This is a genomic window from Micromonospora sp. NPDC126480 (assembly GCF_040302465.1).
GTDB lineage: Bacteria > Actinomycetota > Actinomycetes > Mycobacteriales > Micromonosporaceae > Micromonospora.
Genome location: NZ_JBEORU010000005.1, coordinates 138,830 through 163,855, shown reverse-complemented (window position 1 = coordinate 163,855; position 25,026 = coordinate 138,830). Strand labels below are relative to the sequence as shown.

Sequence of the window (25,026 nt, the reverse complement as noted above, 5' to 3'; positions counted from 1 at the left end):
TGTGCCCTGAGCTGGTCATACCACGCCGCAGCGGGCCTATAGTCGAAATGTCACCCAACGTCGGGTCTCCCGGGCCGCTCACCTGGAACACGTCCGAACCCCCGATGGAGGTGCGGCATGGAACCCTTCTTCCACCGGTACGGCAAGGCGATCGCCGCGACCGCGTTCGCGGCCCTCACCGCCCTGTACGCGGTCTCCTCCGGCGACAACCGCGTCGACCCCGACGAGTGGGTCGCCATCGCGATAGCCGGCGTCAGCGCCGTCGGCGTCTACCTGGTCCCCCTGGCCCCGCGGTACCGCTGGACCAAGACCGCCGTCGCCGCGCTCCTCGCCGGCCTGCAGGTCCTCGCGACGGTGATCCTCGGCGGGGTGGACGCCAACGAGTGGCTGCTGATCGTCATCGCGGTCGGGCAGGCGCTGGGCGTCGCCGTCGCCCCCGCGGTCTCGGACAACGGCGTCGCCAGCCGCCCCGGAGCCGTCCCACCCGCGGCGACCACGCCGTGAGGTGCCCGACGGGCGTCCGGCGCGCAGGCGGCGGGCGCCCGTCGGGTACGACCGGCCTCCGCGAGCCGGATCCGCGCCGGGACCGTTTGCGGCCCCTCGGTCCGGGAACCCACCCGGCCCGTCAAGAGGAAGGCCGCATGTTGAACGACAACGAGTTCCTCGCGCTGGTGGCGACGCGTACCGGGATGTCGTCGGAGCAGGCCACCGCCGTCACACGGGCCACCCTGACCACGCTGGCCGAGCGGATCGACGGCGGCGAGGCGCGCGACCTGGCCGGGCAGCTTCCCGCCGGGCTGCGGGCGTACGCCTTCGGCGGCAGCGAGACGGCCGAACGCTTCGGGCTCGACATCTTCGTCCAGCGGGTCAGTGGACGCGCGGACGTCGACGTGGACCGCGCGCGGGACGGCGTCACCGCGGTCTTCGACGTCCTCCGGGACGCCCTCGGACCGAGCGGCTACGAACAGGTGGTGACCCAGTTGCCGGCCGAGTTCGGCGACGTCGCGGACCAGACCGCGCCGTTCGTCCGGCGGCAGGCCTGACCGGAGAGTTGCCGATGACGATCGATCCGGACGACCCGTTGCGCCGGCCGCCGGAGGCCGACGCCCAGGAGCAACGCCAGGACGAGACCGTCGTGGGTCCGGCTGACACGGTGTCGGACGCCGTGCCGGAGGCGACCGAGGCGGACCTGGCGGAGCAGGGCGTCCTGGTCCCGCCGAGCGACCGGGCCGGCCTCGCCGGCGCGGTACGCGGCGACGTCAGCCCGGCGGACGCGCTGGAGCAGAACCAGGAGATCCCGACGCCGGACGAGGACCGCCGGGACTGACCGCCGGGCGAAAGGAGCGGGGCATGGAGTACGAACAGTTGATCTCCACGGTGCGGCGGCGCACGGGACTGGGCGACGAGGAGGCCGACCGGGCCGTCCGGGCGGTCCTGTCGACGCTGAGCGAACGGCTCGCCGGACGGCAGGCCGACCATCTCGCGGAGCAACTCCCTGACCGGCTGGACCTGTCGGTCACCCGCAACCCCCGGGGACGGTCCTGGGACGTCGGCGAGTTCCTGCGGATCGTCGGCGTACGCGAGGAGTGCGCCGACGCGGACCAGGTGCGCCAGCACGCGCAGGCGGTGCTGCGCACGGTCGCCGAGGGGCTCGACGACGACCAGCGGGCCAAACTGCTGGCCCAGCTCCCCGCCGGCATCGTCGACCTGTTCGGCGTCCCCACTCCGCGCACCTGAGCGGGCGGTACCTACGCCCGCCGGGCGTCCCGTAGCCGACCACCGTCGCCGGATCCCGGTGCGGATACACTCGCCGCAGCCGGATTCGGGGCGGGTGGATGGCTGCTCGGTCGTACCGCGGACCGCGCCGCGTGCTGGCGGTGGCGGTCCTGATCGGTGCCGTCGCGGTGGTGGCCGGGTCGTCGGCGACCGGCACGACCGGGCCGCCGACGCTGCGGGTGCTCCAGATGAACCTGTGCAACAGTGGCCAGGCCGGCTGCTACACCGGCCGGTCGGTGGCCCAAGCCGGCGAGGTGATCCGCGCCGAGGCGCCCGACCTGGTCACCCTCAACGAGGTCTGCCGGGACGACGTTTCCAGGTTGGAGCGGGCGTTGACCGAGGTCCGTCCCGGCGGCACCGTGGTGTCGGCGTTCGCGGCCGCCCGACACGGCCGGACCGGCGAGCCCTACCGGTGCCGCAACGGCCAGCAGTACGGGATCGGGCTGCTGGCGTCGGTGCCGGCGCCGTACCGGGGGCACACGGTGCACAGCGGCATCTACCCGATGCAGGACCCGGTCGATCCGGAGCACCGCGCCTGGCTCTGCGTCGACGCCGTCGGCGCCTTCCACGCCTGCACCACGCACCTGGCGTACACAAGCGCGTTCCTCGCCCTCGACCAGTGCACCCACCTGCTCAGGACGGCGATTCCGGCGCTGCACCGGCAGGCGGGCTACCGGCCCACGGTGCTCAGCGGCGACCTCAACCTCCGGCCCGGAGGCGCACCGGATGTGCGGGCCTGCCTGCCGCCCGGCTACCTGCGGGTGGGCGACGGCGCGGTGCAGCAGGTCGTGGCGACGACCGACCTGGCGATCGGCCCGCGCCGCTCGATCGACATGGCCGGCACGACGGATCACGCGAGTTTCCTGGTCACGCTCACGATCACCGGGAAGACCGACGGGCCGCTCTGACGGCCGGCGACGGAGCCGGCTGGACCGCGCCCCGTGCGGGGTGCGGTCCAGCCACGCGGTCGGTGATCCCGTCAGCCGAGCGGCACCACGGGCTCGGTGCTGCGGCTCACGTAGTAGCAGCCGGTGGTGGGCAGGCTTGTCGCGGCGGGCGGGGTGACCCCGTCGTAGATCGCGAGCAGGAAGTTCTGCGGGCAGCGGCGGGTGCTGCCGGTGCGGATGCCGAAGTGCAGGTGCGGGCCGGTGGAGTTGCCGGTGTTGCCGGTCAGGCCGATCTGCTGTCCGGGCGAGACGGTCACGCCGTTGCTGACCGACCACGAGGAGAAGTGGCAGTAGGTGTAGACCGCGCCGTCGGTGCCGGTGAGGTTGATGCCCCGGCCGCAGGAGCTGTCGTTGATGACGGTGACGGTCCCGGCGCGTACGGCGTACGCGGGCGTCCCGGTGCCGACCGGCAGGTCGATGGCCGGGTAGTCGTGGTGCGGGTCGTCGTACTCGCTGCGCGGCAGCGCGCTCTTGGGCAGCGGCAGGGCGAACGCGCTGCCACCGCCGCCGGAGGTGATGCGCACGGCGTCGGCGACGACGTAGCCGGTGCCGCTGGTCCAGCGGCTCACCCCGACGACGTTGCGGTCGCCGGCGGCCAGGTTGAACGTGCCGAGGGCCACCCAGCGTCCGCCGTTGGTCCGCTGGTTGACGGTCACGGACTGATTGCCGCTCGTCGTGGCGATGATGAACGGCGTGGCGTTGTTGTACCCCGCGTCCGCCGGGTACCAGACCTCGACCAGGTGCGGTCCGGTCGCCGCGATGGACGCCGAGAACCAGGCGGCGTCGCTCGCCCCGGAGTACGGGGTGGCGAACCGGTAGTCCGCGCCGTACCGCTGGCCGGACCAGGACGACGTACCCCAGTTGGCGCTGGCGGTGAAGCGGCCGGCGGTCGCGTTGTCCACGGTGACCGTGGCGGCGGAGGCGGGGCCGGGTGGGGCGAGCAGCACGAGGGTGACCGCGGCGAGCGCCGCGACCAGGGCACGCAGGGTTACGGAGAGTCTCATGGAGGGTCCTCCGGGGCGTCGGGAACGCGGGGCGTGGCGGGCCCGTGGCCGTGCGGCCCACCGTGGGTGCACGCACGATACAGCTCGACATACGTCTATGTCGATAGTTGCCGGGTCGGCTGCCGCGAACCGAAGGTTTTCGCCACGTCCCGGCGCGCGTCAGCGCCCGGCCGCGGCCAGTTCGAGGACCTCGCGGGCCACCGGCAGCGCGGCCTCGCGATGGGCCGGGACGAGACCGACCCGGGTACGCCGGTCGAGCAGGTCGTCGACGGTGAGCGCGAGTTCGTGCCGGGCGGCCCAGAGCAACTCGGCGCCGGTCACCGGGACGTCCGTGGCGATCGGCCGGCGCAGGCCGGCCGGCGCCTCGGCCAGGACGTCGACGGCTTCGGTTCCGTACCGCTGGACGAGCCGGCGGGGCGCCGGGACCCGGGCCAGCCGGGCGCGGCCCGCCGCCCCGGGTAACGGGAGGCGACGGGTGCGGCAGGGGCCGGCGGTCAGGCCCCGGCCGCGCACGGCGGCGTCCACCGCGTCCTGCGCCATCCGGCGGTACGTGGTGAGCTTGCCGCCGACGACGCTGATGATCCCGTCCGGGTCGTCGATGACGGCGTGCCGCCGGGAGAGGTCGGCGGTCCGGGCCTCGGCGTCGGCGAGCAGCGGCCGCAGTCCGGCGTACGCGCCGAGGACGTCGGCCGTCCCCAGTGGCCGGTCGAGAACGCTGTTGAGCACGTCGAGCAGGAACGCGATGTCGGCCTCGGTCGGCTGCGGCACGTCGGGGACCGGTCCGTCCACCGGCTCGTCGGTCAGTCCGGCGTAGACCAGGCCGTCGGTCTGCGGCAGGGCGAGGACGTAGCGGGTGAACTCGCCGGGCACCGGGATGGTCAGGCCGGCCCAGAGCCCGCCGAGGCGCGCGGCGGACAGGACGACGTGGGTGCCGCGGGACGGGCGCAGGCGGACGTGCGGGGTCAGGCTGCTCGCCCACACTCCGGTCGCGTTGATCACCGCGCGGGCGGCCACGTGCAGGTGGGCACCGGTGCGGGTGTCCTCGACGGTGGCGCCGTCGCGGTGCAGGGCGACCGCCCGGCACCGGGGTAGGACCCGCGCGGACCGGGCGGCGGCCGCGCGGGCCAGGCCGACCACCAGCCGGGCGTCGTCGCAGAGCTGGCCGTCCCAGGACAGCCGCGCCCCGCGCAGGCCGGCCGGCCGCAGCGCCGGAACCATCGCGCTCGCCTCGGCCGGGCCCAGCCGGCGCGTGCCGGGCAGGACCCGGCGGGGGGTTCCGGCGCAGGCGCGCAACAGGTCCCCGGCGCGGAGCCCGACGGCGGCGGCCCGGTCCTGCCAGCCGGTGGTGTACCCGGTGGCGGGGAGCAGCATCGGCAGGGGCCGGGTCAGGTGCGGTGCGGTGCGGGTCATCAGGACGTGGCGCTCGGCGGCGCTCTCGTAGGCGATGCCGACCTGCCCGTGGGCGAGGTAGCGCAGCCCGCCGTGGACCAGCTTGGAGCTCCAGCGGGAGGTGCCGTACGCCAGGTCGTGCGCGTCGATCGCGGCGACGGAGAGCCCCCGGCTCGCGGCGTCGAGTGCCACTCCGGCGCCGGTCACGCCCAACCCGACGACGAGCACGTCGACGACCCGGCCGTCGGCCAGCTCGGCGAGGTCCCGGTCCCGGCGCGCGGCGGTGAGCGATGCGTCCACAGACCCCTCCTTGCAATGGAGTGACATTTGATGTCACTCTGTCACACATGGATGTGCGAGGGGAAGCGTCGAGCGCCGGATGGGCCCGCTGGGGGACGGCGGGGAACGCGGTGCTGCCGGAGTCCGCGACGAAGCTGCTGGCCCAGGTGCTCGAGCTGGCGCCCCCGCCGCCGGTCGTGCCGCTGCCCGAGGTCACGGTGCCCGGCTGCGAACTGGACACCGCGGTCCTCGACGCGCTGCGCGGCGTCGTCGGCGCCGACCACGTGCTCACCGCCGGCACGGTCCGGGCCCGGCACGCGTCCGGGATGTCGACGCCCGACCTGGTGCGCGACCGGCAGGGCCGGGTGCTCCGCGCCCCGGAGGCGGTCGTCCGGCCGGCCGGGCACTCCGAGGTGCTGGCCGTCCTCGCCGTCTGCTCCGGGGCGGGGGTGGCGGTCGTACCCTTCGGCGGCGGCACCTCGGTCGTGGGCGGGCTGACCCCCGCCGCCGGCCGGCACGTCGCCGTCGACCTGGGCCGGCTGGACCGTCTCGTCGCCGTCGACCCGGTCTCCCGGACCGCGACCCTGCAGGCCGGGCTGCGCGCCCCCGAGGCCGCTCGGCTGCTCGCCGAGCACGGGTTCACCCTCGGCCACGTCCCGCAGTCCTACGAGTACGCCACCATCGGCGGCTTCGCCGCCACCCGGTCCTCCGGCCAGGCGTCCGCCGGCTACGGCCGCTTCGACGACATGGTGACGGGGCTGACGGTCGCCACACCCCGCGGCACCGTCCGGGTGGGCCGCGCCCCCGCCTCGGCCGCCGGTCCCGACCTGCGGCAGCTCTTCCTGGGCAGCGAGGGGACCCTCGGCGTCATCACCGACGTGACCGTCCGGGTACGCCCACTGCCGGCGGCGACGCACTACGAGGGCTGGCGGTACGAGTCGTTCGACGACGGCCTGGCCGCGGTGCGGCGGCTCGCGCAGGACGGGCCGCGACCCACCGTGCTGCGGCTCTCCGACGAGGTCGAGACGATGATCGGGGCCACCGGGTCCGGCCGCTCCGACGGCGGCTGCCTGCTGATCGCCGGGTACGAGGGCGCGGACGTCAGGTCCACCGTCGAGGCGGCGGCGCGCGTGCTGGCGGCGCACGGCGGCGTGCCGCTGGGCGAGGAGGCTGGACAGCACTGGGCCCGGCACCGCTTCGACGCGCCGTACCTGCGGGACGCGCTGCTGGACGCCGGCGCGTTCGCGGAGACCCTGGAGACCGCGGCGTACTGGTCGAGGATCCCGGAGGTGCACCAGCGGGTCCGGCACGCCGTCCTCGACGCGCTGCCGGACGGGGCGCTGGTGCTGGGCCACGTGTCGCACGTCTACGAGACCGGCGCCTCGCTGTACTTCACGGTGATCTGCTCCCCCGGCACCGACCCGATCGGCCGGTGGCGCGCCGCGAAGGCGGCGGCCAGCGACGCGATCGCCGCCACCGGCGCCACCATCTCCCATCATCACGGGGTGGGCGCGGACCACCGGGCCTGGTACGCCACCGAGATCGGTGCGGTCGCCGTGGACCTGCTCCGGGCGGTCAAGCGCGAGCTGGACCCGGCCGGCATCCTGAACCCCGGCATCCTGGTGCCGTGAGGTGCGCGCCTTCGCCGCGATCCTCGGGCCGGACGCGCGCCGGGGACTGTCCCGCCTGATGCCGGTGGCGCACGAGCTGCGCGCCGCCGGGGCCCGGATCCGGGTCGACTACACGCAGACCGCCGAGCAGGCCCGTCGGCGCGCCACCGCCGCGGTCGGCGCCGGCGAGGTGGTCCTCGCCGCCGGCGGCGACGGCACCATCCGGCTGCTCGCCGGTGCCGTCGCCGACGCCGGCGGCCTGCTCGGCGTGGTCCCCGCCGGCCGCGGCAACGACTTCGCCCGGCAGCTGCGGTTGCCGCACTCCCCCGCCGCCGTGGCCGACCTGCTGCTGCGCGGCCGGCCCCACCGCGTCGACGTGCTCCGGGTCGCCGGGCAGACGGTCGTCGGCAGCGTCTACACCGGCGTCGACGCGGCCGCCAACGAACTGGCCAACCGGTCCCGCCTGCCCGCGTCGCTGGTGTACCCCACGACCGGGCTGCGGGCGCTGCTGCGCTGGCCGCGCACCCGGTACACGGTCACCGTCGACGGCCACGCCGAGCAGGTGGACGCGTACACGGTGGTGGTCGCCAACTGCGGGTACTACGGCGGCGGGCTGCACGTCGCGCCGGCGGCGCGACCCGACGACGGCGCGCTGGACGTGGTGGTGATCGGCCACGCCACCAAGCTGCTGTTCCCCGTGGTGCTGCGCCAGATGCGCGCCGGCTGGCACGTGCAACGCCCGCAGGTCGCCTGTTACCGGGGCAGCACGGTCACCGTGCGGGCCGACCGGCCGGTGACCGTGTACGGCGACGGCGACCCCGTCGGGCGGGGCGACCACGTGCACGTCGAACTCCGGCCGCGGGCCCTGGAGATCATCGCCCTGGCCTAGCGTCCGTCCCCGGACCGGCGTGCGGTCAGATCGGGAAGCGGCCGCGGCGCCACTGCCAGTGGCGGCCGGCCCTCAAGTGGTCGACGACCGCGCGCTGGAGCACCGTGCGGCGCGGCAGCCGGTCCAGCGGCGTGGTCAGGGTACGGAACACGAACCGCAGCACCTCGACGTCGGCGTCCAGCCCTTCCGGCTCCTCATAGGGCTCCAGCTCGAACCTCCGCTGGAACCGGACGATGTTGGAGTCACCGGGCAGGTACTCCCGCAGCTGCGGGTCGAGCAGCCACGAGCCGCAGGCGAACGCCGTGTAGCGCTCGTCGGGAAAGTGGCGCGGGAAGAACGCGCGGGCCTCGTCGAGCGACGCCTCGACCGCCTCCGGGCGCAACGGACCCGCGTCGGGGATGTGCAGGTCGATGGCGGTGCCGCCGCGATGGTGCTGCAGCCGGCCCAGCTCGTAGATGCCGCCGCGCGCGTGCAGCGTCAGCCAGCTCTGCATCACCGGCCACCCCTCGCCGCGCATCCGCCGGTCGATCGCGAGGTTGCGGCCCAGGTCCGCGAGCGTCGCCCACGACACGGCCTCGGCGATGCCGTGGTCGCGGTGGTACGCCGTGACGACGTCCACCATGGCCAGGTACGCGTACACGTAGAGGTGCCGCCAGGCGGGGCCCCGCTCGCGCGGGAGCGCCGGACCGGGCGACAGCCACCCGTGGCCCCCGAGATCGGCGCGGACCAGGGCGATCGAGCGGTCGAGCAGCCAGCGCAGCTCCGGGGTCCAGAAGGGAGAGTCGAGGTCCGGCCAGCCCGCCATGATCTCGGCGGCGTCGTCCGGCGGCACCCCGAGCCGGTCGAGGATCGCGGGCGCGTCGGCCCTGGCGGGCAGCGGCGCCGACGGCCGGTCACCGGCGAGCCGGTGCACGCGCTCGACCTCCTCGACGGGAACCCCGAGCCGGGCGGCGGTCTCGTCCTGATCCACGCGCCAGACCCTAGTCCGGCCGCAGGTAGCCGTCGACCAGCCGAGCCAGCTCCCGGTCGAAGTCGGTGACCGGCATCCCGTCGGCGACCGTGCGGACGGACAGCACGAAGGACTGCGTGGTCAGGTAGACCGCGCGGGCCATCATCTCGGTGTCGCCGGGCCGCACCGAGCCGTCCGCCCGGCCGGCGGCGAGCGCCGCCGCCAGGAAGCGCAGCATCTCGTCCTGGCCGTTGCCGCGCCGGTCCAGCAGGTACGGCAGCAGCACCTCCGGGTCGACGTCACGGATCTTGCACAGCAGCGGGTGCTCCCGTAGCAGCCGCGCGCCCGCGACCACACGCGCGACCAGGCGGGACCGGGCCGGACCGGCCCCCTCGTCGGTCGCGGTGGCCAGTAGCACCAGATGCCACTCGCGGCTCATCAGGTCGCCGATCAGCGACTGCACGTCCGGCCACCGGCGGTAGACGGTCATCCGCGAGACCCCGGCGCGCCGGGCCACGTCGGTCAACGTCGTGCGGCGCACACCGTAGGCGAGGACGCAGTCCCGGGCGGCGTCCAGGACCGCGTCCTCGACACCACGCTCGCCGGCCACCTCAACCACGCCGAATGTCTACCACGCTGCCCACGTCGGCGCGGTGCCGGCGCAGCGGAACCGGTCCGGTGCCGGGCCGGTGACCTGTCCGTGACGTCGACCGGGAACGATCGATGACATGCAGCTCACCCGACGCGACCTGCTCGGTGCGACCGCGGTCGCCGGGGCGGCCGGCCTCGCCGCCGGCTGCGGGCCACGGAGGGCCGAGCCGTCGTCCGGGGGCTCGGGCGGCGCCGCGCCCGCCTTCGACCCGGCCAGCTGGGACAGCGTACGGGCGCAGTTCGCGCTCGACCGCGACCGCGCGCACCTGGCCACCTTCGTCTTCGCGCCGCACCCCGAGCCGGTCCGCGCCGCCGTCGCCGCGCACCGGGACGGGCTCGACCGGGACGCGATGGGCTACCTGGCCGCCAACGAGGAGCGGCTGGACGCCGCCGTGCTCGACGCCGCCGCGGGTCACCTCGACACCCGTCCCGACCAGGTCGCCCTGACCGACTCCACCACGATGGGTCTCGGGCTGCTCTACACCGCGGTACGCCTGCGGCCCGGGGACGAGATCCTCACCACCGAGCACGATTTCTACGCCACCCACGAGGCGCTGCGGCTGCGGGCCGAGCGGGACGGGGTGGCCGTACGCCGGGTCCGCCTCTACCGGGACCCGGCGGTGACCACGGTGGACGAGATCGTCGGCAGCCTCGCCGCGGCGGTCACCGGGCGCACCCGGGTGGTGGCGCTGACCTGGGTGCATTCGAGCACTGGCGTCAAGCTGCCGGTCCGGCAGCTCGCCGAGGCGGTACGCGCCCGCGCTCCCGAGGCGCTGGTCTGCGTCGACGGCGTCCACGGCTTCGGCGCCGAGGCGGCCACCCCGGCGCAGCTCGGCTGCGACGCGCTGGTTTCCGGCTGTCACAAGTGGCTGCTCGGGCCGCGGGGCACCGGGCTCGTCTGGGGCAGCACCCGGGCCTGGGACCGGATGACGCCGGTGATCCCGCCGTTCGACGGGCGCAGCATGGGCCACTGGCTGTCCCGGAGGGCCGGTCGCCCGTCGACGCCCGGAGGCCGGGCGCACACGCCGGGTGGCTACCACACGTTCGAGCACCGCTGGGCGCTGGCCGAGGCGTTCGACTTCCACCGGCGCATCGGCCCGGACCGGGTCGCGGCGCGTACCCGTGAGCTTGCCGACCGGCTCAAGGACGGCCTGGCCGGGATCCGCGGCGTACGGCTGGTGACCCCGCGCCCGGCCGAACTGTCCGCCGGCATCGTCTGCTGCGAGGTGGGCGACCTGCCGGTCGGCGACGCGCTGGGCGGGCTGCACGCCGCCGGGGTGATCGCCAGCAGCACACCGTACGACCCGTCGTACCTGCGCTTCGGCGCGACCGTCGCCAACAGCGAGGCGGACGTCGACGCGGCGGTGCGGGCGGTCGACGGGCTGGTCTGACGCCGGAACCGGCGGGGCGGCCTCCCGCCCCGCCGGGTCGGTGTCAGCGGCCCCGCTTGGCCCGGCAGATCTCCACCGGCCGGGCCGGCGCGCCGTCGACCGGCGCCGGGTCCTCCGGGGTGGCGGCGATCCCGCCGGCCGCGATCCGGTCCAGGGTGGCCAGCCCGGCCGCGTCGACCGTGCCGAAGACGGTGTAGTTCGGGCGCAGCGCCGAGTCGGACTGGACCAGGAAGAACTGGCTGCCGTTGGTGTCCGGTCCGGCGTTCGCCATCGCCAGGGTGCCCCGGGCGTAGAGGCGGCGGACCCCGGTCGGGTCGGTCGGCGCCGGCGGCAGGTCGGTGGGGAGTTCGTCGGCGTACCGGTAGCCGGGCCCGCCGGAGCCGGTGCCGGACGGGTCGCCGCACTGCAGCACCTTCAGCGTCGGGTACGCGGTGAGCCGGTGGCAGTTCGTCCGGTCGTAGAACCGGTGCCGGACCAGGTGCAGGAAGCTCTGCACGGTGCACGGCGCCTGCGCCCGGTCGAGGGTCAGCCCGATGGGGCCCTGGTTGGTGCGCAGAGTGACCCGGACCGTTCCCCGGTCGGGCGTACGCCGGGGGTCGGGCGGCAGCGGCACCGGCCGGGCCGCCGGCTCGTCCGGCGTGGGCGTGTACGCGCACGGCCCCTGCGTGGGCTCGGTTGCGGGCGGGGGCGCGGCGGCGGCCGGAGCCGCGACGGCGGCTGCGCCACCGGCGACGATCAGCCCGGCGGCGACCACCGCGACGCCCGCGAGACGGGACAGCAGCGCGGGGCCGGCGTGCGATCGGGTTTCGCTCGACACGTGGGTCCTCCCTGGACTCGTGGCACCAGAAAGACCGGAGTCTATGTATTCGCGGGCCCGACGTCGATGCCCGGGCGTGGATTCAGGCGGGATCGGGGGCGAGCAGGCCGCGCAGCAGGCTCCGCTGGGCGCGCTCGAAGAGGTCCACCGCCGGGGGCGCGGCCGGCGGCTGGGCGAGCGCCGCCAGCAGGTGCGGGTACGGGGTGATGTCGAGGCCGGCGAACGTGAACGCCTCGCCGGCCGTCCGCTTGCGGGCGAACAGGATGGAGATGCCGTTCATGACGGCGACCGCCTCGAGCTTGGCGGTCGGCGTCGCGGGAACCGGCGCCATGATCCGCAGGCAGGCGTCGAAGAACGCGAGCGCCTCGGGGCCGATGGCGGACGCCCGCTGGCTCAGCTCGGACAGCCAGGGGTGGCGCTCGTGCACCGCCCGCTGTGCGCGCGCTATCCGCACCATGCCGTTCAGCCAGTCGCCCTCCGGCTCGGGGTACGGGCGCAGTTCGGCGGCCACCCGGTCGGCCATCAGGTCGAGCAGGTCGTCGCGGGAGGAGAGGTACCGGTAGAGCGAGGCGGCTCCGGTCCCCAGCCGGGTGGCTACCGCTCGCATCGACACCGCCGCCAGCCCGTCCGCGTCCGCGATGGCGATCGCCGCCGCCACGATCTCGTCCCGGGTGTGCGCGGGGGCCGGCCCCCGGGTCCCGCGTGCCGGCCGGCGCCAGATCGAGTCCCGCTGGCTGTGGGGGGATGCGTCGCTCACCGGATCACTGTAATCTGCAAACACCGTTCGCAGTTTTGGTTACCCGGGAGGGCCGAACGATGACTGGACGCGTGACCGCACGGGACGGCGCCACGATCGTGCTGCACTCGTCCGGCACCGGGCCGGACGTGGTGGTGGTGCACGGCGGCGGTGTCACCGTCGAGCCGTACCGGAGGCTGGCCGCCGCGCTCGCCGACCGGTTCAACGTGCACCTGTACAACCGGCGGGGCCGCGCTGACGCCCCGCCCCGACGCGAGCCGTACACGGTGGAGCAGGAGATCGACGACCTCGGCGCCGTGCTCGCGCACACCGGGGCCCGGAGCGTCATCGGGCACAGCTCCGGCGGGTTCTTCGCGCTGCGGGCGGCGCGGAGCCTGCCGATCGAACGGCTCGCGCTCTACGACCCGGCCGTCTCGGTCAACGGGGCCATGACGGGATCGTTCATCCCGGCCGCACGGGAGGCGATCCGGGCCGGACGCCCGGCCCGGGCGCTCGCGATCGTCGGCGCCGCCGCCAACCCGCAGCTGCCCGCGTCACGGCTGCCACTCGCCGCGCAGACCGCGATCTGCCGGTTGTTCCTGCGCACCCGCGTCGGCCGGGAGATGGGCGAACTGCTCGACCGCACGCTCGACGAGACGGCCATGGTGGCGGCGCACGACGGCCCGCCCGAGCAGTACGCCGGCCTCGACACCGAGATCCTCTTCGCCTACGGACAGGCCGGTCCGCCGTACTACGCCACCATCGCGAGAGACCTCGCGCCCGTCCTGCGCCGGATGCGGGTGCTCCCCGTGCCGGGCTGCGGCCACGACGGCATCAACCGTGCGCCGTCCCGGCTGGTCGAGCCGCTCGCCGCGTTCCTGGCCGGAGCGGCGTGACCGGCGGCGGCGCGGCCGGCTCCGGGGTGGCCGACGCCGGGGCGCCGGCCGACGCCGGGGCGCCGGCCGACGCCATGGCGCGCAGCAGGTCCGCCGTCGCGGCGTCGGCCGGGAAGAACGTCTCGATGGAGATCTCGTCGAGCGTGACGTCCCGCGGCGAGCCGAACACCGTCGTCGCGTAGAACAGGGCCAACTCGCCGTACTCGGTGGCCAGGCGCAGGGGGACCACCAGGTCCTCCCCCGGCCCGGTGCCGGCGCCCGCGGCCGTTCCCGCCGGCACCGGGTAGCTCTCCAGCTCGGCCAGCAGGTCCGCCAGCCCCTCCGCCGCGGTGCGGTCGAGTTGACGGCGGACGCGCCGCAGCACGTGCGCACGCCACTGCGCCAGGTTCCGGATCCGCCCGGACAGCCCGTCCGGGTGCAGGGTCGCGCGCAGCACGTTTACCGGCGGCGTACGCAGGGCCTCCGGCACACCGCTCAGAAACGCGGCCATGGCGCCGTTGGCGGCCAGCAGCTCCCAGCGCACGTCGACGGCGAGCGCCGGGTTCGGCTCGTGGCCGGCGAGCACCGCCGCCACGGCGGCCCGCACCGCACCGAGGTCGACGAACGCGCTCTCCCGGTGCACCGGCGCGAAGCCGGCGGCCAGGTACAGGGCGTTGCGCTCGCGCAGCGGCACGTCGAGTTCCTCGCAGAGCCGCTCGATCATCGCCCGGCTCGGGTTGGCCCGGCCGGTCTCGACGAAGCTGAGATGGCGCGTGGACACGTCGGTCGAGGTCGACAGGTCGAGCTGGGAACGGCCCCGCCGCTCGCGCCAGCGCCGAATCAGCACTCCCACCGGCTCCGTCCTCGTCATGGCCCCAGCCTCGCGCGGACCACCGCCGGCCGGCAATGACCTACGAGGTAATCGACACGCCGTGGGCCGCCGGCGCACGGTGTCCACGCGGCTCGCCGCACCCGACCTGTCGACCTGGAGGGGGAACGACACATGACGTCCAGCACCTACGCGGACACCGTCGAGCGGTACGTCCGGTTCTGGAACACCGGGCAGCCCGAGGAGCAGCGCCGGCTGGCGGCGGAGACCTTCACCGACGACGTCAGCTACCACGCGCTGGTCGGCGTCCTCACCGGACCGCAGGCGCTCATCGACTTCCACGGGCAGTTCACCGAGAACGTGGGCGCCGCCGTCTTCCAGCGGCGTGCGGAGCCGCAGCTCCACCACGACCGGGCCCGGCTGATGTGGGAGATCGAACTCGACGGCGGCCGGCCGTTCGCCGCCGGCACCGATCTGCTGGTGTTCGACCCGGACGGCCGGATCAGCTCGGTCACCACGTTCCTGGACCGCGCGCCGGAGGGCTTCGACCCGCACGCCAACCACTGACGTCCGGCTCACCCGGGACGGCCACACCGGAACGGGGGCCCGGGTGAGCCGGACCCCTCCCGGCCGGCGGCGACCGGTCACCCGTTGCGCTGCGCCTGACCGGCACGCCGGAGGTCGAACAGGTGGTGTTCGCCCTCGTGGACCGTGTGCCGGCCGAGCCACAGCAGCGTCCGCACCTGCCGCTGCGGCCAGGGATAGACGCCGGTGCGGGCCAGCTCCGCCGGACCGAGCGCGCCGAACCGCGCCGCGAGGTCCACGCCGGCCGCGGTCAACTCGTCGAGCACCACCTGCGGATCCTGCTCGTTGTAAGCGTCCGCGACGGCCCGCTCGTCGCGCCCCATCGGCACGAACTCCGGTTCCTCGACGCGCAGCGCCCACGCGAGCCGCTCGGCCTGCACCCGCAGCACGTCCCGGACGTGGCAGGTGTACTCCAGCGGCGACCACACCGTCTCGGCCGGCCGGCGGCGCGGGTACGGGACCTCGGCCAGGGTCGACGCGTACCGCCCGCCCAGTTCCCGAAGGAGCGGCGGCACCGCCGCCCCGGAGATGTCGGTGTAGACGAATCCGCACTCGTCGCAGCGGTCCACGGCCGCACCGTACCGCCGAACGCAGGCGCCCGGAGCGGCCAATCCGGCACCACTGGACCGCCCACATCCCGGACCGGGATCGACAGGGCAATCTCGATAGTTGAATATCTGTCCTTATGACCACCGGGTCCACGGACGCCCGACCGTCCGCCGAGAGCACCGACCACGACCGGGTTTCCGCCAACGGGAGCCGCGACCGGTGGGGTCGGTGGCGCTGGCTGCGGCACGAATGGACGCTGGCGGTGCTGGGCGGGCTGCTGCTCGCCGTGGTGCTGACCTGGCCGACGATGCGCCATCCGGCGAGCACGATCCCGAACGACATCGCCGACCCGACCCTCCAGGCGTGGCAGCTGGCCTGGGCCGGGCACGCCGTGCTCAGCGACCCGCTGAACCTCTGGCACTCGAACACGTTCTTCCCCGAGCGCTACACGTACGCCTACAGCGACACCCTGCTCGGCTACGCCCCGATCGGCATGCTCGGCTCGGGTTTCGAGGCGGCCCTGGTCCGGTACAACGTCATGTACGTGCTCGTGCACGCGCTGGCGTTCGTCGGCGCGTACGCGCTGGTCCGGCAGCTCGGGGCGGGGCGGCTGGGCGGGGCGGTCGCCGGGGTCGCCTGGGCGTTCGCGCCGTGGCGGCTGGCGCACGCCGGTCACCTCAACATCCTGTCCAGCGGCGGGATCGCGTTGTGCCTGGCGATGCTGGCCCGCGGCCACGGCTGGTCGCTGCGGCACGGCTACCGGCCGGAGCGGCGGCGGCCGGGCTGGGCGCTGGCCGGCTGGCTCGTCGCCGCCTGGCAGGTCAGCCTCGGCTTCGCCATTGGGCTGCCGCTTGTGTACTTCCTGCTGGCGGCGGTGCTCGTCGGCGCTGCCGGCTACGGCTGGTCCTGGTGGCGGCGCCGGGAACGGCCGCCGTTCGGCCGGCGGCTGCTGGTCGCGGATCTGGCCGGCGGCGCGGTGTTCGGCGCGGTGACGCTACTGCTCGGTCTGGTCTACCTGCGGGTGGTCGACCTCAACCCGCAGGCCGAGCGGTCGCTGGACTGGACGGAGATGTTCTCGCCGCCGCTGATCGGCTTCGCCACCGCCCCGGCGGACTCGTGGTTGTGGGGTGACCGGCACGCCGCGGCCCGGGACCAGCTGTCCTGGCCGCCGGAGATGGCGTTGCTGCCCGGCATGACCCTGCTGTGGCTGGCCGCGGCGGGACTCTTCGTCCCGGTGTACCGGGCCCGGCACCGGATCGCGCTGGGGCTCGGCGTGCTCGGCACGGTGCTGCTGGGCCTCGGTGCCACGTTGGGCGGTGACGGCGACCCGGGCTACCTGACGCTGTCGAAGCACCTGCCGGGCTGGGACGCGCTGCGTACGCCGGGCCGGATGATGCACTGGACGAGCCTGCTGCTGGCGGTGTTGGCGGCGGGCACGCTGACGGCGTTCGCCACCGCGGTGCGGCGGTGGTCGGCCGACGGCTGGCGCCGGCGCCTGGCCCCGGCGGTCCTGCTGGTCCCGCTGGTCCTGGTCGGTCTGGAGGCGGTCAACCGCACACCGCACCCGGAGGTGCCGCCGCCACCGGCCGCGTTACGTACGGCGGCCGAGCCGATGCTGGTGCTGCCCGCCGGCGGCGGGATCGACCTCATCTACATGCTGTGGACGACCGACGGATTCCCCCGGGTCACCAACGGTCTTGCCGGGTTCGAGCCGGCCACCCAGGCCCAGACCCGGGCCGTGACGGCCACCTTCCCCGACGCGGGCAGCGTGGCCTACCTGCGTGGCATCGGGGTGCGGTCGGTGGTGGCCCTGCCGGGCTGGGCCGGCGGGACGCCGTGGGAGGACATCGCCGCCCGGCCGATCGACGGGCTGGGCATCACCCGGGAGGATGTCGATGGTGTGCTGGTCTACCGCCTCTGACCGGGTGGGGTGATCCGCCGTGCGCCTGTCGCTCGTGGTCCCCTGCTTCAACGAGGAGGAGTCGGTCGAGCTTCTGCACGCCGCGGTGACCGCCGCGGTCGCGGAGCTGTCCGACGTCGAGGTCGAGGTGGTGTACGTCGACGACGGCAGCGAGGACGGCACCCTCGCGGCGCTGCGCCGGCTCGCCGCCGCCGACGCGTCCGTGCGGTACCTGTCGCTCAGCCGCAACTTCGGCAAGGAGGCGGCGATGCTGGCCGGCCTGGAGCGGGCCACCGGGGACGCCGTCGTCATCATGGACGCGGACCTGCAGCACCCACCGCGACTGCTGCCGGAGATGGTGGCGCTGTACCGGCAGGGCTTCGACCAGGTGATCGCCCGCCGCGACCGGCGCGGCGACCGGTTCCTGCGGATGCTGGCGTCCCGGTCCTTCTACCGGCTGGTCAACTGGTGGATCGACGTGCGGCTGCTCGACGGCGCCGGGGACTTCCGGCTGCTGTCCCGGCTCGCCGTGGACGCGGTGCTGGCGATGCCGGAGTACAACCGGTTCTCCAAGGGGCTCTTCTCCTGGATCGGTTTCCGGACGGTGGTGATCGCGCACCGCAACGAGACCCGGCAGGCGGGCCGGAGCCGGTGGACCGTCGGCAAGCTGTTCAACTACGCGTTCGACGGGCTGCTGTCGTTCAACAACCGGCCGCTGCGGTTGGCCATCTACGGCGGGGGGTTCCTCACGCTGATCGCGGTCGCGTACATGGCCTGGGTGGTCGCGGACGCGGTCAGCAAGGGCATCGACGTCCCCGGCTACACCACGATCATCGTCAGCGTGATCGGTCTGGGCGGCATCCAGATGATGATCCTCGGCGTGATCGGCGAGTACATCGGACGGATCTACTACGAGACCAAGCGCCGGCCGCACTACCTGGTCCAGGAGACCGAGGGCCTGGTCACGAGGTCCGCTGAGGAGCGGCCGGTGGCGGCTCGGCCGCCGGTCCGGCCGGTCGGGCGGCCCCGGGAGCACTGACCCTTACTATTAATAAAGTTAACTGATAGCCTCCCATCAATCGATGAGGAGGACCGCCATGCGACTTCGACGGACGATGCCTGCCCTGCTGGCCAGCGCCACGCTGGTGGCCGCCGTCGCCGTACCGACGGCGGTCGGCGCCGCCGCGACCACCGGCGGCGCGGCCGTCCCGGCGGTCGCCTGCACCGCACCGCCCTGGGCGGAGGGCACGACCTACCCCGCCGGCACCCGGGTCACCTACGCCGGCCGCCTCTACCAGGCGCTCGTGACACACACCCCGCCGGCCGGCGCGGGCTGGAACCCGGCCGCCACCCCCGCGCTCTGGAGCGACCTCGGGGCCTGCGACGGCACTCCGACGCCCACACCCTCCGCCACCCCGTCGCCCTCCCCCACGCCGACGTCCAGCGGCACGCCCACGCCGACACCGACGCCCACATCGCCCGGGCCGGACACGTGCGCCGGCAAGCCGAAGCCGGCGGGCAAGGTCCTCCAGGGATACTGGGAGAACTGGGACGGCGCGGCGAACGGCGTCCATCCGCCGCTGGGCTGGATCCCGGTCACCGACCCGCGCATCCCGGCGCACGGGTACAACGTGATCAACGCGGCGTTCCCGGTGATCCGCTCCGACGGCACCGTGCTGTGGGAGGACGGCATGGACGCCACCGTCCGGGTGCCGACCCCCGCCGAGATGTGCCGGGCCAAGGCCGCCGGGCTGACCATCCTGATGTCGATCGGCGGCGCCACCGCCGGGATCGATCTCAGCTCCGCCGCGGTGGCCGACCGGTTCGTCGCGACAATCGTGCCGATCCTCAAGCGGTACAACTTCGACGGCATCGACATCGACATCGAGACCGGGCTCACCGGCAGCGGGAACATCTCCCAGCTCTCCACGTCGCAGGCCAACCTGATCCGGATCATCGACGGGGTGCTCGCACAGATGCCGCCGGCCTTCGGCCTCACCATGGCACCGGAGACCGCGTACGTCACCGGCGGCAGCGTCGTCTACGGGTCGATCTGGGGCGCGTACCTGCCGATCATCAAGCGCTACGCCGACAACGGCCGACTCTGGTGGCTGAACATGCAGTACTACAACGGCAGCATGTACGGCTGCTCCGGCGACTCCTACCCGGCCGGCACCGTCCAGGGGTTCGTCGCGCAGACCGACTGCCTCAACGCCGGGCTGGTCGTCCAGGGCACCACGATCCGCGTCCCGTACGACAAGCAGGTTCCCGGCCTGCCGGCCCAGGTCGGCGCGGGCGGCGGCTACCTCGCGCCGACCGCCGTGGCGCAGGCGTGGAACACCTACCGCGGCGGCCTGAAGGGTCTGATGACCTGGTCCCTGAACTGGGACGGGTCGAAGGGCTGGACCTTCGGCGACAACGTCCGGGCACTGCAGGGCCGATGAGCCGGTCGGCGCGGACGCCGGCGCGGGCCAAATGTCGCCGTCCGGCGGTTCAGGTCCAGGCGAGCCGTCGCCGCAGCAGGGACCGTTCGGCCGGGTTGGCGGTACGGGCCAGCGCCCGTTCGTCGGCGGCCCGCGCCGCGTCCGCGTCGCCGAGGTCGCGCAACAGCTCAGCCCGCGTGGCGTGCAGGAGGTGGTAGCCGTCCAACTCGGCGGCGAGAGCGTCGACTTCGCCGAGCGCGGCCGCCGGTCCGGCGACGTACCGCAGGGCGACCGCCCGGTGCAGCCGGGTGACCGGCGAGGGCGCCAGCCGCACCAGCATGTCGTAGAGCACTAGGATCTGCGGCCAGTCCGTGTCCTCCCACCGGGCGGCCTCGGCGTGGCAGGCGACGATCGCCGCCTGGAGCTGGTACGGCCCGGGCCGCCCGCGCGCGGCGGCACGGGCGATGAGCCGGCCCGCGTCGGCGATGGCCGCCCGGTCCCACCGGGACCGGTCCTGGTGCGGCAACTGGATGAGCTCGCCGTCCGCGCCGAACCGGGCGGCGGCTCTGGCCCGGTGCAGGCGGATCAGGGCCAGCAAGCCGGCCGCCTCGGGTTCGGTGGGCATGAGGTTGTGCAGCAGGGCGGCGAGGAACTCGGCGTCGTCGGTGAGGTCGCGGGACCAGACGCGGGAGCCGTCGGTGGCCAGGTAGCCCTCGTTGAACAGGAGGTAGACCACGGCGAGGACCTCGGTGAGGCGGTCGCCGAGCTCGTCGGCGGCCGGGATCCGGTACGGGATACCCGCCTGGTTGATCTTGCGTTTGGCCCGGGTGACGCGTTGCCCGACGGTGCTCTCCGGGACGAGGAAAGCCTTCGCGATTTGTGCGGTGGTGAGCCCGCACACCACCCGCAGGGTGAGGGCGACCTGGGCGGTTCGCGGCAGGGCCGGATGGCAGCAGGTGAAGATCAGGCGGAGCCGGTCGTCCGGAGCGGGCTCCGGCGGGACCGGGGCGAGGGCGAGTCGTCGCCGGTGGCGGTGCGCCCGACGCAGGTGGTCCAGGCCGCGGCGTCGCGCGACGGTGTACAACCAGGCGTCCGGACGGTCCGGGATGCCGTCGACCGGCCAGTGCGTCAGCGCCGCTTCGACGGCGTCGGCGACGAGGTCCTCGGCGGTGGTGAAGTCACCGACGAGATGCACGAGGGACGCGGCCAGCCGGCCCGCGTGGTCGCGGACCACGCGGGCGAGCTCGCGATGGGTCGGCGGGGGCGGCATCCGGGCCGCGTCAACCCGCCACGGGCCGGATCTCGACCACCGGACAGGCCGGCCAGGACGTCGCGATGCGGAGTGCCTCGTCGAGGTCGGCGACGTCGATCTCGGCGTAACCGCTGACGATCTCCTTGCCCTCCACGTACGGCCCGTCGGAGATCAACGGTTCCCCGCGATCCAGCCGCACGGTGGTGGCGGTGTCCGGCGGCATCAGGTGGGCATGGTGAGTGATCTTGTCCCGGTGCTCGGCGAACCACCCCTGTACCCGGGCGTAGGCACGCTCCATCTCGGCTTCGTCCATGGCGGCCAGGTCGGCGGCGAACTGTTCGGTGTCGGCGAACATCAGCACGTACTTCATCGGTTGCTCCTCTCGGCTCGATCGGCGGTGCGGGTGGGCGGAAGGACCCGCCACCTACCAGACGACCGGCGCACCGCCGGATCCGACAACCCCTCCGGGAAATCCTCGTCGGGTGGCGGCCGGCGTGACCGCCTCCGGAGCAGGACCGCCCGGGCCGGTCAGCGCGCGCGCCGGTTGGCCCGCAGGGCGCCCAGGACCACGCCGGGTGTGGCCAGCGAACTCGGATGCGCACGCATCGAGACCACGTCGTTGAACCGTCGGGCGATCGCCACGTCCGTCACGGTCGCCGCGACGATCTGCCGGCTGACCCAGCTGGAGAGACGGTAGCCGCGCGGGTAGGGGCCGGTCACGTGCGGCAGGGCAAGGTCGGCGGAGGTCGACATCGACCAGGCCGCGTCGACGACGACCTTCTGCAACTCGAAGAACCGGCGCGCCGGCGCGCCGAGGTTCGGGCCCGACCGCAGGTACGCCGACAGGCAGGCCGCGTGCAACGCCGCCGCCGTCATCCCCTGCCCGTAGACGGGGTTGAACGACGCCACCGCGTCGCCGACGCTCACCAGTCCGGCCGGGAACCGCCTCAGCGCCGCGAAGTCCCGCCGCCGGCTGTCCGCGTGGCGGTAGGTCCGCACGTCGCCCAGCATCTCGCTCCCGGCGACCTCCGCGAACTCCGGCGGGAACGCCTCCCGCAGCCGACGGACGAAGTCCTCCCCGGTACGCCCCGGACGATCGTCCCCGTACCCGGCCATCATGGCCATCCACCGGCCGTCCTCGACGGCGAAGAACGCGGCGCCGGCCACCGCCGCCGGCGTCCCGGGGCTGTTCAACGCCAGGACGACGGTGAACTCCGGGTCCGGCGCGCGGCGCCGGAACAGGGCCGTCGCGTAGTTCAGGTTCACCGTCATCCGCCGCGCCACGGGCCGGTCCCAGCCGGCCTGCTCCAGCCACTCGGACAGCCGGCTCGACCGCCCCATGGCGTCGACCACGAGGTCGCCGCCCTCGACGCCGGGTGCCCCGCCGATGTCGTAGCGAACCCCGGTGGTGACCGCGCCGTCGAACACGAGGCCGGTGGCGCGGGCACGCATCGTCTTCACGTTGGGCAGCCGCAGCACCTGCTCCCGGATCAGCCCCTCGAGCAGGGGCCGGGTGCCGGCGAGACTGTCGGCGTCGTCGGGCACCACGACCTTCAAGCGCCCGTCCAGGTAGTTGCGCCGGGCGGCGGGCGGCGCACCGACCGCCCCGTGGGCCAGGGCCCGTTCGCGGAACCCCGGGAACAGGTTCTCCAACTGGTGCAGGCCGCCGGGCAGCAGTGCGTGCAGCTGGGTCCCCTGTGGCACGCCGGGTCGTTCGCCGGGCACGTGCAGGTCGTCCCGGTCGAGCACGACGACGCTCTCCGCGTACGCGGAGAGCACGCGGGCGGCCAGCAGCCCGGCGACGCTGCCGCCCAGCACGATGGCCTTACCGAGGATCGGGGACGCCTGGTCGGCGGGCCGCTCCGCGTTCAACGCCGCGAAGACCCGGGCCGGGGAGAGGGACATCAAGCTCTCCAAGGGGTACGAGGTGCCTGCTCCCATGCCTGTCATGGGCCTGCGCGGGGCGGACCGGCACGACCGGTCCGCATACGCCCGTCGATCGTTGCACAGGTGCCGCACGCTGCCCGGACAGGCGCCGCGTCAGCCACGGGCCGGACAACTGTCGGATCCGTGACGCGGCCGGCGCCGCGTACGCCGCGAATGAGCCCATCACGTGGGTACGGCAGATCCGCCAGCCGTTGACAGTGGTTCCACGCTGAGTACAGTTCCCACCACACAAAGGCTGAGGAGACGACCGGGTGGGTCCGAATCCTGGCTCCGTCCAACTGCGCTCAGCGACCTCTCGCCGCGAGGGGCGGCACTGGGTGGTCGCGGCGGTCGGCATGCCCGCCCTCCTGGCCCTGGGAGTGCTGACCGTCCGGCTGAGCCGGCGCAACGAGGCTTGCGTCGACCGGTACGGGCCGACGTCGACCCGGCGGGTCGGCGGTGTGCCCGGACCATGTGCCGAGGTCGCCGAGTGGACGAGCCTCCTCGTGCTGGTCTGCGCCGCCGCGGTCGTGGCGAGCGTCGTCGTGGGCGTCGTCCTCGGGCTCGTCGACGGCCGTCGGCGACGCCGCTTCGCGTACGGCCGGTGGGTGTGTGTCGTCGTGGTCGGACTCACCGCGCCGTGGGCGCTGATCGCGTACGCTCCCGCCTACGGGCTGGGCCGGCTGCTGCCGGCCCACCGACCGCGTGCACGCCGGCTGCCGCCCGCCGAGATGGCGCTGCAACAGGGTTGGGCCGCGGCGATCCACCTCTATCAGCGACTACTCAGAGGCGAGCCCCCGCCGACGGTGGTCGCACCCGGATTCATCGGGCCGGGCATCGTGCATTGGACGCTCCGTTCAGCCGATGGCTGGCATTCGACCACCACGCGACCATGGAGTACTTCCTTGACGGTCCGAACTCGGTCCTGACCTTCGCTGAGGTGGAACCGTTGCGGCTGTCCGGGCCGTCCGTCTGGTGCCACGCCGTGATGTTCGCCTACGCCCGCTACGGACCTGACTCGTGGCCGACAGCGCCGTTTCTCCATCCGCTGCGCGAGGCGGTGGCCGGCGCCGCCAGGACGGCCGCGCCGGCTCCGGCAGCCGAGTCCGGGACCACCGGCCGGAGCTGAACGCTGCGGCCGCAGCCGCTACCGTGCCGGCTATGACCGACGTCAACGCGCCGCGTTCCCCCGAAGCCGCCCAGCCACCCGTCGTACGCCAGTTGCGGCTGGTCGTCGAGGCGGAGGACTACGACGCGGCGGTCCGGTTCTACCGGGACGTGCTCGGGCTGCCTGAGCAGGCCGCGTACTCCAGAGGCGGCGACGCCCGCGTGGTGATCCTGGACGCGGGGCGGGCCACGCTGGAGATCGCCAGCCCGGCGCAGAAGCAGATGATCGACGAGGTCGAGGTGGGACATCAGGTTGCCCCGCGGATCCGGGTGGCGTTCGAGGTGGACGACGCCGTCGCCACCACCGGTCGTCTGGTGGCCGGCGGCGCGGTGCCGGTGGCACCGCCGACCACCACGCCGTGGCAGTCGGTAAACGCCCGACTCGACGCGCCCGCGGACCTGCACATCACCGTCTTTCAGGAGCTGCGGACGCTGGAGGAACGCGAATCGCTCGACGGCTTCGGCACCGAGGCGTCGGCCTGACCCGCCCTCAGCGCAGGACGCGTCGGGCCGGCCCCGACCTGCGTTCCAGCCCGGCCAGGTACGACCGGGCACGGACCGCCGCGGGATGCGGACGGGGGCGCGGCCACCGTGCCGCTCGCGCCGGCTCGGGTCCGCGGCGGCTCGGGGCAGGACGCCCGGGTGAATCCCGCGGTACGGCGCAGGGCCAGCCGGAGTCCCGCTCCAGGGCGAACCGGTCGCGCCGGGCGACCAGAAGCCAGCCGTCGAGTCGGTCGTTGGCATCGACGCGGAACTTCCCGTCGCCGGCGATGGCGGGGTGACAGTGGACGCAGCGGATCGCGAGCAGGGGAAGGCGCGTACGCCGAACGGCCCAGGACAGCACGATGTGAGGACGCGTAGACATGATCTCTCTCAGGACGTGACGGAAGGCATGGGAAGAGAGCCGACGGCGACGTCGGCGACCGATGCACGGCGATGTCAGGTCTAGAGAGCAGGCGGCGTCACGCGGGACGAAGTCCTCTCGTGAGTGGGTCGGAGGATCCGATCGCACGGTAAGGCGGGGCGGGCTGGCCGGGCCACCCATTTGTTGGTGCCGAGGAGTCACGCACGGCGCGTCCGAC

Annotated in this window: 26 protein-coding genes; 15 read left to right on the top strand and 11 right to left on the bottom strand. The window is 74.2% G+C overall.

Translation table 11 applies throughout. The features are described from left to right. Window positions 1-117: 117 nt before the first annotated feature. The 5 genes from ABTW87_RS06850 to ABTW87_RS06830 all read left to right on the top strand — a co-directional run bounded on the left by ABTW87_RS06850 (window position 118) and on the right by ABTW87_RS06830 (window position 2,684). Window positions 118-504 (top strand): hypothetical protein, encoded by a 387-nt coding sequence (locus tag ABTW87_RS06850; protein ID WP_350649269.1) that lies wholly within the window; start codon window positions 118-120, stop codon window positions 502-504. Window positions 505-641: 137 nt separating this feature from the next. Next, window positions 642-1,043: a DUF2267 domain-containing protein gene (locus ABTW87_RS06845; protein ID WP_350649267.1), complete on the top strand. Its 402-nt coding sequence runs from the start codon at window positions 642-644 to the stop codon at window positions 1,041-1,043. Window positions 1,044-1,057: 14 nt separating this feature from the next. After that, complete coding sequence (locus tag ABTW87_RS06840) at window positions 1,058-1,327, top strand: hypothetical protein (protein ID WP_350649265.1); 270 nt, start codon at window positions 1,058-1,060, stop codon at window positions 1,325-1,327. Window positions 1,328-1,350: 23 nt separating this feature from the next. Next, window positions 1,351-1,737, top strand: coding sequence for a DUF2267 domain-containing protein (locus ABTW87_RS06835; protein ID WP_350649263.1), 387 nt, complete (start codon window positions 1,351-1,353; stop codon window positions 1,735-1,737). A gap of 98 nt (window positions 1,738-1,835) precedes the next feature. Beyond that, window positions 1,836-2,684 (top strand): endonuclease/exonuclease/phosphatase family protein, encoded by an 849-nt coding sequence (locus tag ABTW87_RS06830; protein ID WP_350649261.1) that lies wholly within the window; start codon window positions 1,836-1,838, stop codon window positions 2,682-2,684. A gap of 71 nt (window positions 2,685-2,755) precedes the next feature. On the opposite strand, the gene ABTW87_RS06825 is transcribed toward ABTW87_RS06830, so the two are convergent. Then, on the bottom strand, window positions 2,756-3,727 hold the full coding sequence (locus ABTW87_RS06825) for a golvesin C-terminal-like domain-containing protein (RefSeq protein WP_350649259.1): 972 nt from the start codon (window positions 3,725-3,727) through the stop codon (window positions 2,756-2,758). A gap of 159 nt (window positions 3,728-3,886) precedes the next feature. Further along, window positions 3,887-5,416, bottom strand: a complete 1,530-nt coding sequence (locus ABTW87_RS06820) for a glycerol-3-phosphate dehydrogenase/oxidase (protein ID WP_350649257.1) — start codon at window positions 5,414-5,416, stop codon at window positions 3,887-3,889. 47 nt (window positions 5,417-5,463) lie between these two features. On the opposite strand from ABTW87_RS06820, the gene ABTW87_RS06815 reads away from it, so the two are divergent. Together ABTW87_RS06815 and ABTW87_RS06810 are read left to right on the top strand one after the other, a co-directional pair. Then, complete coding sequence (locus ABTW87_RS06815; RefSeq protein WP_350649255.1) at window positions 5,464-7,026, top strand: FAD-binding oxidoreductase; 1,563 nt, start codon at window positions 5,464-5,466, stop codon at window positions 7,024-7,026. Between the two features lies 1 nt (window position 7,027). Continuing rightward, a complete protein-coding gene (locus ABTW87_RS06810; protein WP_350649253.1) occupies window positions 7,028-7,894 on the top strand; it encodes a diacylglycerol/lipid kinase family protein in 867 nt (288 codons plus the stop codon). A gap of 25 nt (window positions 7,895-7,919) precedes the next feature. Here ABTW87_RS06810 and ABTW87_RS06805 read toward each other — a convergent pair whose 3' ends face one another. Together ABTW87_RS06805 and ABTW87_RS06800 are read right to left on the bottom strand one after the other, a co-directional pair. Further along, entirely contained in the window at window positions 7,920-8,864 is a 945-nt protein-coding gene (locus tag ABTW87_RS06805) for an acyltransferase domain-containing protein (RefSeq protein ID WP_350649251.1), read from the bottom strand. A 10-nt stretch (window positions 8,865-8,874) separates the two neighbouring features. After that, a complete protein-coding gene (locus ABTW87_RS06800; protein WP_350649249.1) occupies window positions 8,875-9,462 on the bottom strand; it encodes a TetR/AcrR family transcriptional regulator in 588 nt (195 codons plus the stop codon). Between the two features lie 109 nt (window positions 9,463-9,571). Here ABTW87_RS06800 and ABTW87_RS06795 point away from each other — a divergent pair, with 109 nt between their 5' ends. Then, window positions 9,572-10,885, top strand: coding sequence for an aminotransferase class V-fold PLP-dependent enzyme (locus tag ABTW87_RS06795; protein ID WP_350649247.1), 1,314 nt, complete (start codon window positions 9,572-9,574; stop codon window positions 10,883-10,885). Window positions 10,886-10,928: 43 nt separating this feature from the next. Here the strand turns inward: ABTW87_RS06795 and ABTW87_RS06790 are convergent, their stop codons facing one another. Next, window positions 10,929-11,702 (bottom strand): peptidylprolyl isomerase, encoded by a 774-nt coding sequence (locus ABTW87_RS06790; protein ID WP_350649245.1) that lies wholly within the window; start codon window positions 11,700-11,702, stop codon window positions 10,929-10,931. Between the two features lie 82 nt (window positions 11,703-11,784). After that, window positions 11,785-12,459 (bottom strand): TetR/AcrR family transcriptional regulator, encoded by a 675-nt coding sequence (locus tag ABTW87_RS06785; protein WP_350649243.1) that lies wholly within the window; start codon window positions 12,457-12,459, stop codon window positions 11,785-11,787. 71 nt (window positions 12,460-12,530) lie between these two features. Here ABTW87_RS06785 and ABTW87_RS06780 point away from each other — a divergent pair, with 71 nt between their 5' ends. Next, window positions 12,531-13,334, top strand: coding sequence for an alpha/beta fold hydrolase (locus ABTW87_RS06780; RefSeq protein WP_350649241.1), 804 nt, complete (start codon window positions 12,531-12,533; stop codon window positions 13,332-13,334). On the opposite strand, the gene ABTW87_RS06775 is transcribed toward ABTW87_RS06780, so the two are convergent. Beyond that, window positions 13,273-14,184 carry a helix-turn-helix domain-containing protein gene (locus tag ABTW87_RS06775; RefSeq protein WP_350649239.1) on the bottom strand — a complete coding sequence of 304 codons (912 nt, stop codon included), beginning with the start codon at window positions 14,182-14,184 and terminating at the stop codon, window positions 13,273-13,275. The two genes, ABTW87_RS06780 and ABTW87_RS06775, sit on opposite strands and share 62 nt — an antisense overlap. Window positions 14,185-14,316: 132 nt before the next feature. Here ABTW87_RS06775 and ABTW87_RS06770 point away from each other — a divergent pair, with 132 nt between their 5' ends. Beyond that, window positions 14,317-14,709, top strand: coding sequence for a nuclear transport factor 2 family protein (locus ABTW87_RS06770; RefSeq protein WP_350649237.1), 393 nt, complete (start codon window positions 14,317-14,319; stop codon window positions 14,707-14,709). Between the two features lie 77 nt (window positions 14,710-14,786). Here the strand turns inward: ABTW87_RS06770 and ABTW87_RS06765 are convergent, their stop codons facing one another. Beyond that, entirely contained in the window at window positions 14,787-15,296 is a 510-nt protein-coding gene (locus ABTW87_RS06765) for a DinB family protein (RefSeq protein WP_350649235.1), read from the bottom strand. A 116-nt stretch (window positions 15,297-15,412) separates the two neighbouring features. Here ABTW87_RS06765 and ABTW87_RS06760 point away from each other — a divergent pair, with 116 nt between their 5' ends. Genes ABTW87_RS06760 through ABTW87_RS06750 form a run of 3 tightly spaced genes read left to right on the top strand, consistent with a single transcriptional unit; the run spans window position 15,413 to window position 19,620 of the window. Next, window positions 15,413-17,197, top strand: coding sequence for a putative glycosyltransferase family protein (locus ABTW87_RS06760; RefSeq protein ID WP_350649234.1), 1,785 nt, complete (start codon window positions 15,413-15,415; stop codon window positions 17,195-17,197). Window positions 17,198-17,216: 19 nt separating this feature from the next. Continuing rightward, a complete protein-coding gene (locus ABTW87_RS06755; protein WP_350649232.1) occupies window positions 17,217-18,215 on the top strand; it encodes a glycosyltransferase family 2 protein in 999 nt (332 codons plus the stop codon). A gap of 58 nt (window positions 18,216-18,273) precedes the next feature. Then, window positions 18,274-19,620, top strand: coding sequence for a carbohydrate-binding protein (locus ABTW87_RS06750; protein ID WP_350649230.1), 1,347 nt, complete (start codon window positions 18,274-18,276; stop codon window positions 19,618-19,620). Between the two features lie 49 nt (window positions 19,621-19,669). Here the strand turns inward: ABTW87_RS06750 and ABTW87_RS06745 are convergent, their stop codons facing one another. The 3 genes from ABTW87_RS06745 to ABTW87_RS06735 form a co-directional block, all read right to left on the bottom strand. Then, window positions 19,670-20,869 (bottom strand): RNA polymerase sigma factor, encoded by a 1,200-nt coding sequence (locus ABTW87_RS06745; RefSeq protein WP_350649229.1) that lies wholly within the window; start codon window positions 20,867-20,869, stop codon window positions 19,670-19,672. A 10-nt stretch (window positions 20,870-20,879) separates the two neighbouring features. Beyond that, the gene (locus ABTW87_RS06740; protein WP_350649227.1) at window positions 20,880-21,221 is read right to left on the bottom strand and encodes a YciI family protein; all 342 of its coding nucleotides are present in this window, start codon (window positions 21,219-21,221) and stop codon (window positions 20,880-20,882) included. Between the two features lie 158 nt (window positions 21,222-21,379). Further along, window positions 21,380-22,756, bottom strand: a complete 1,377-nt coding sequence (locus tag ABTW87_RS06735) for an FAD-dependent oxidoreductase (RefSeq protein WP_350649225.1) — start codon at window positions 22,754-22,756, stop codon at window positions 21,380-21,382. Between the two features lie 293 nt (window positions 22,757-23,049). On the opposite strand from ABTW87_RS06735, the gene ABTW87_RS06730 reads away from it, so the two are divergent. Further along, the gene (locus tag ABTW87_RS06730; protein WP_350649223.1) at window positions 23,050-23,706 is read left to right on the top strand and encodes a hypothetical protein; all 657 of its coding nucleotides are present in this window, start codon (window positions 23,050-23,052) and stop codon (window positions 23,704-23,706) included. 232 nt (window positions 23,707-23,938) lie between these two features. Beyond that, window positions 23,939-24,427, top strand: coding sequence for a VOC family protein (locus ABTW87_RS06725; RefSeq protein ID WP_350649221.1), 489 nt, complete (start codon window positions 23,939-23,941; stop codon window positions 24,425-24,427). Window positions 24,428-25,026 lie beyond the last annotated feature (599 nt).

Coding starts and splice junctions, on each gene's coding strand:
- ABTW87_RS06840 (WP_350649265.1), top strand. CDS start 1,058: ATGACGATCGATCCGGACGACCCGTTGCGCCGGCCGCCGGAGGCCGAC.
- ABTW87_RS06815 (WP_350649255.1), top strand. CDS start 5,464: ATGGATGTGCGAGGGGAAGCGTCGAGCGCCGGATGGGCCCGCTGGGGG.
- ABTW87_RS06850 (WP_350649269.1), top strand. CDS start 118: ATGGAACCCTTCTTCCACCGGTACGGCAAGGCGATCGCCGCGACCGCG.
- ABTW87_RS06740 (WP_350649227.1), bottom strand. CDS start 21,221: ATGAAGTACGTGCTGATGTTCGCCGACACCGAACAGTTCGCCGCCGAC.
- ABTW87_RS06735 (WP_350649225.1), bottom strand. CDS start 22,756: ATGTCCCTCTCCCCGGCCCGGGTCTTCGCGGCGTTGAACGCGGAGCGG.
- ABTW87_RS06835 (WP_350649263.1), top strand. CDS start 1,351: ATGGAGTACGAACAGTTGATCTCCACGGTGCGGCGGCGCACGGGACTG.
- ABTW87_RS06825 (WP_350649259.1), bottom strand. CDS start 3,727: ATGAGACTCTCCGTAACCCTGCGTGCCCTGGTCGCGGCGCTCGCCGCG.
- ABTW87_RS06830 (WP_350649261.1), top strand. CDS start 1,836: ATGGCTGCTCGGTCGTACCGCGGACCGCGCCGCGTGCTGGCGGTGGCG.
- ABTW87_RS06725 (WP_350649221.1), top strand. CDS start 23,939: ATGACCGACGTCAACGCGCCGCGTTCCCCCGAAGCCGCCCAGCCACCC.
- ABTW87_RS06845 (WP_350649267.1), top strand. CDS start 642: ATGTTGAACGACAACGAGTTCCTCGCGCTGGTGGCGACGCGTACCGGG.
- ABTW87_RS06770 (WP_350649237.1), top strand. CDS start 14,317: ATGACGTCCAGCACCTACGCGGACACCGTCGAGCGGTACGTCCGGTTC.
- ABTW87_RS06775 (WP_350649239.1), bottom strand. CDS start 14,184: ATGACGAGGACGGAGCCGGTGGGAGTGCTGATTCGGCGCTGGCGCGAG.
- ABTW87_RS06795 (WP_350649247.1), top strand. CDS start 9,572: ATGCAGCTCACCCGACGCGACCTGCTCGGTGCGACCGCGGTCGCCGGG.
- ABTW87_RS06760 (WP_350649234.1), top strand. CDS start 15,413: ATGACCACCGGGTCCACGGACGCCCGACCGTCCGCCGAGAGCACCGAC.
- ABTW87_RS06750 (WP_350649230.1), top strand. CDS start 18,274: ATGCGACTTCGACGGACGATGCCTGCCCTGCTGGCCAGCGCCACGCTG.
- ABTW87_RS06745 (WP_350649229.1), bottom strand. CDS start 20,869: ATGCCGCCCCCGCCGACCCATCGCGAGCTCGCCCGCGTGGTCCGCGAC.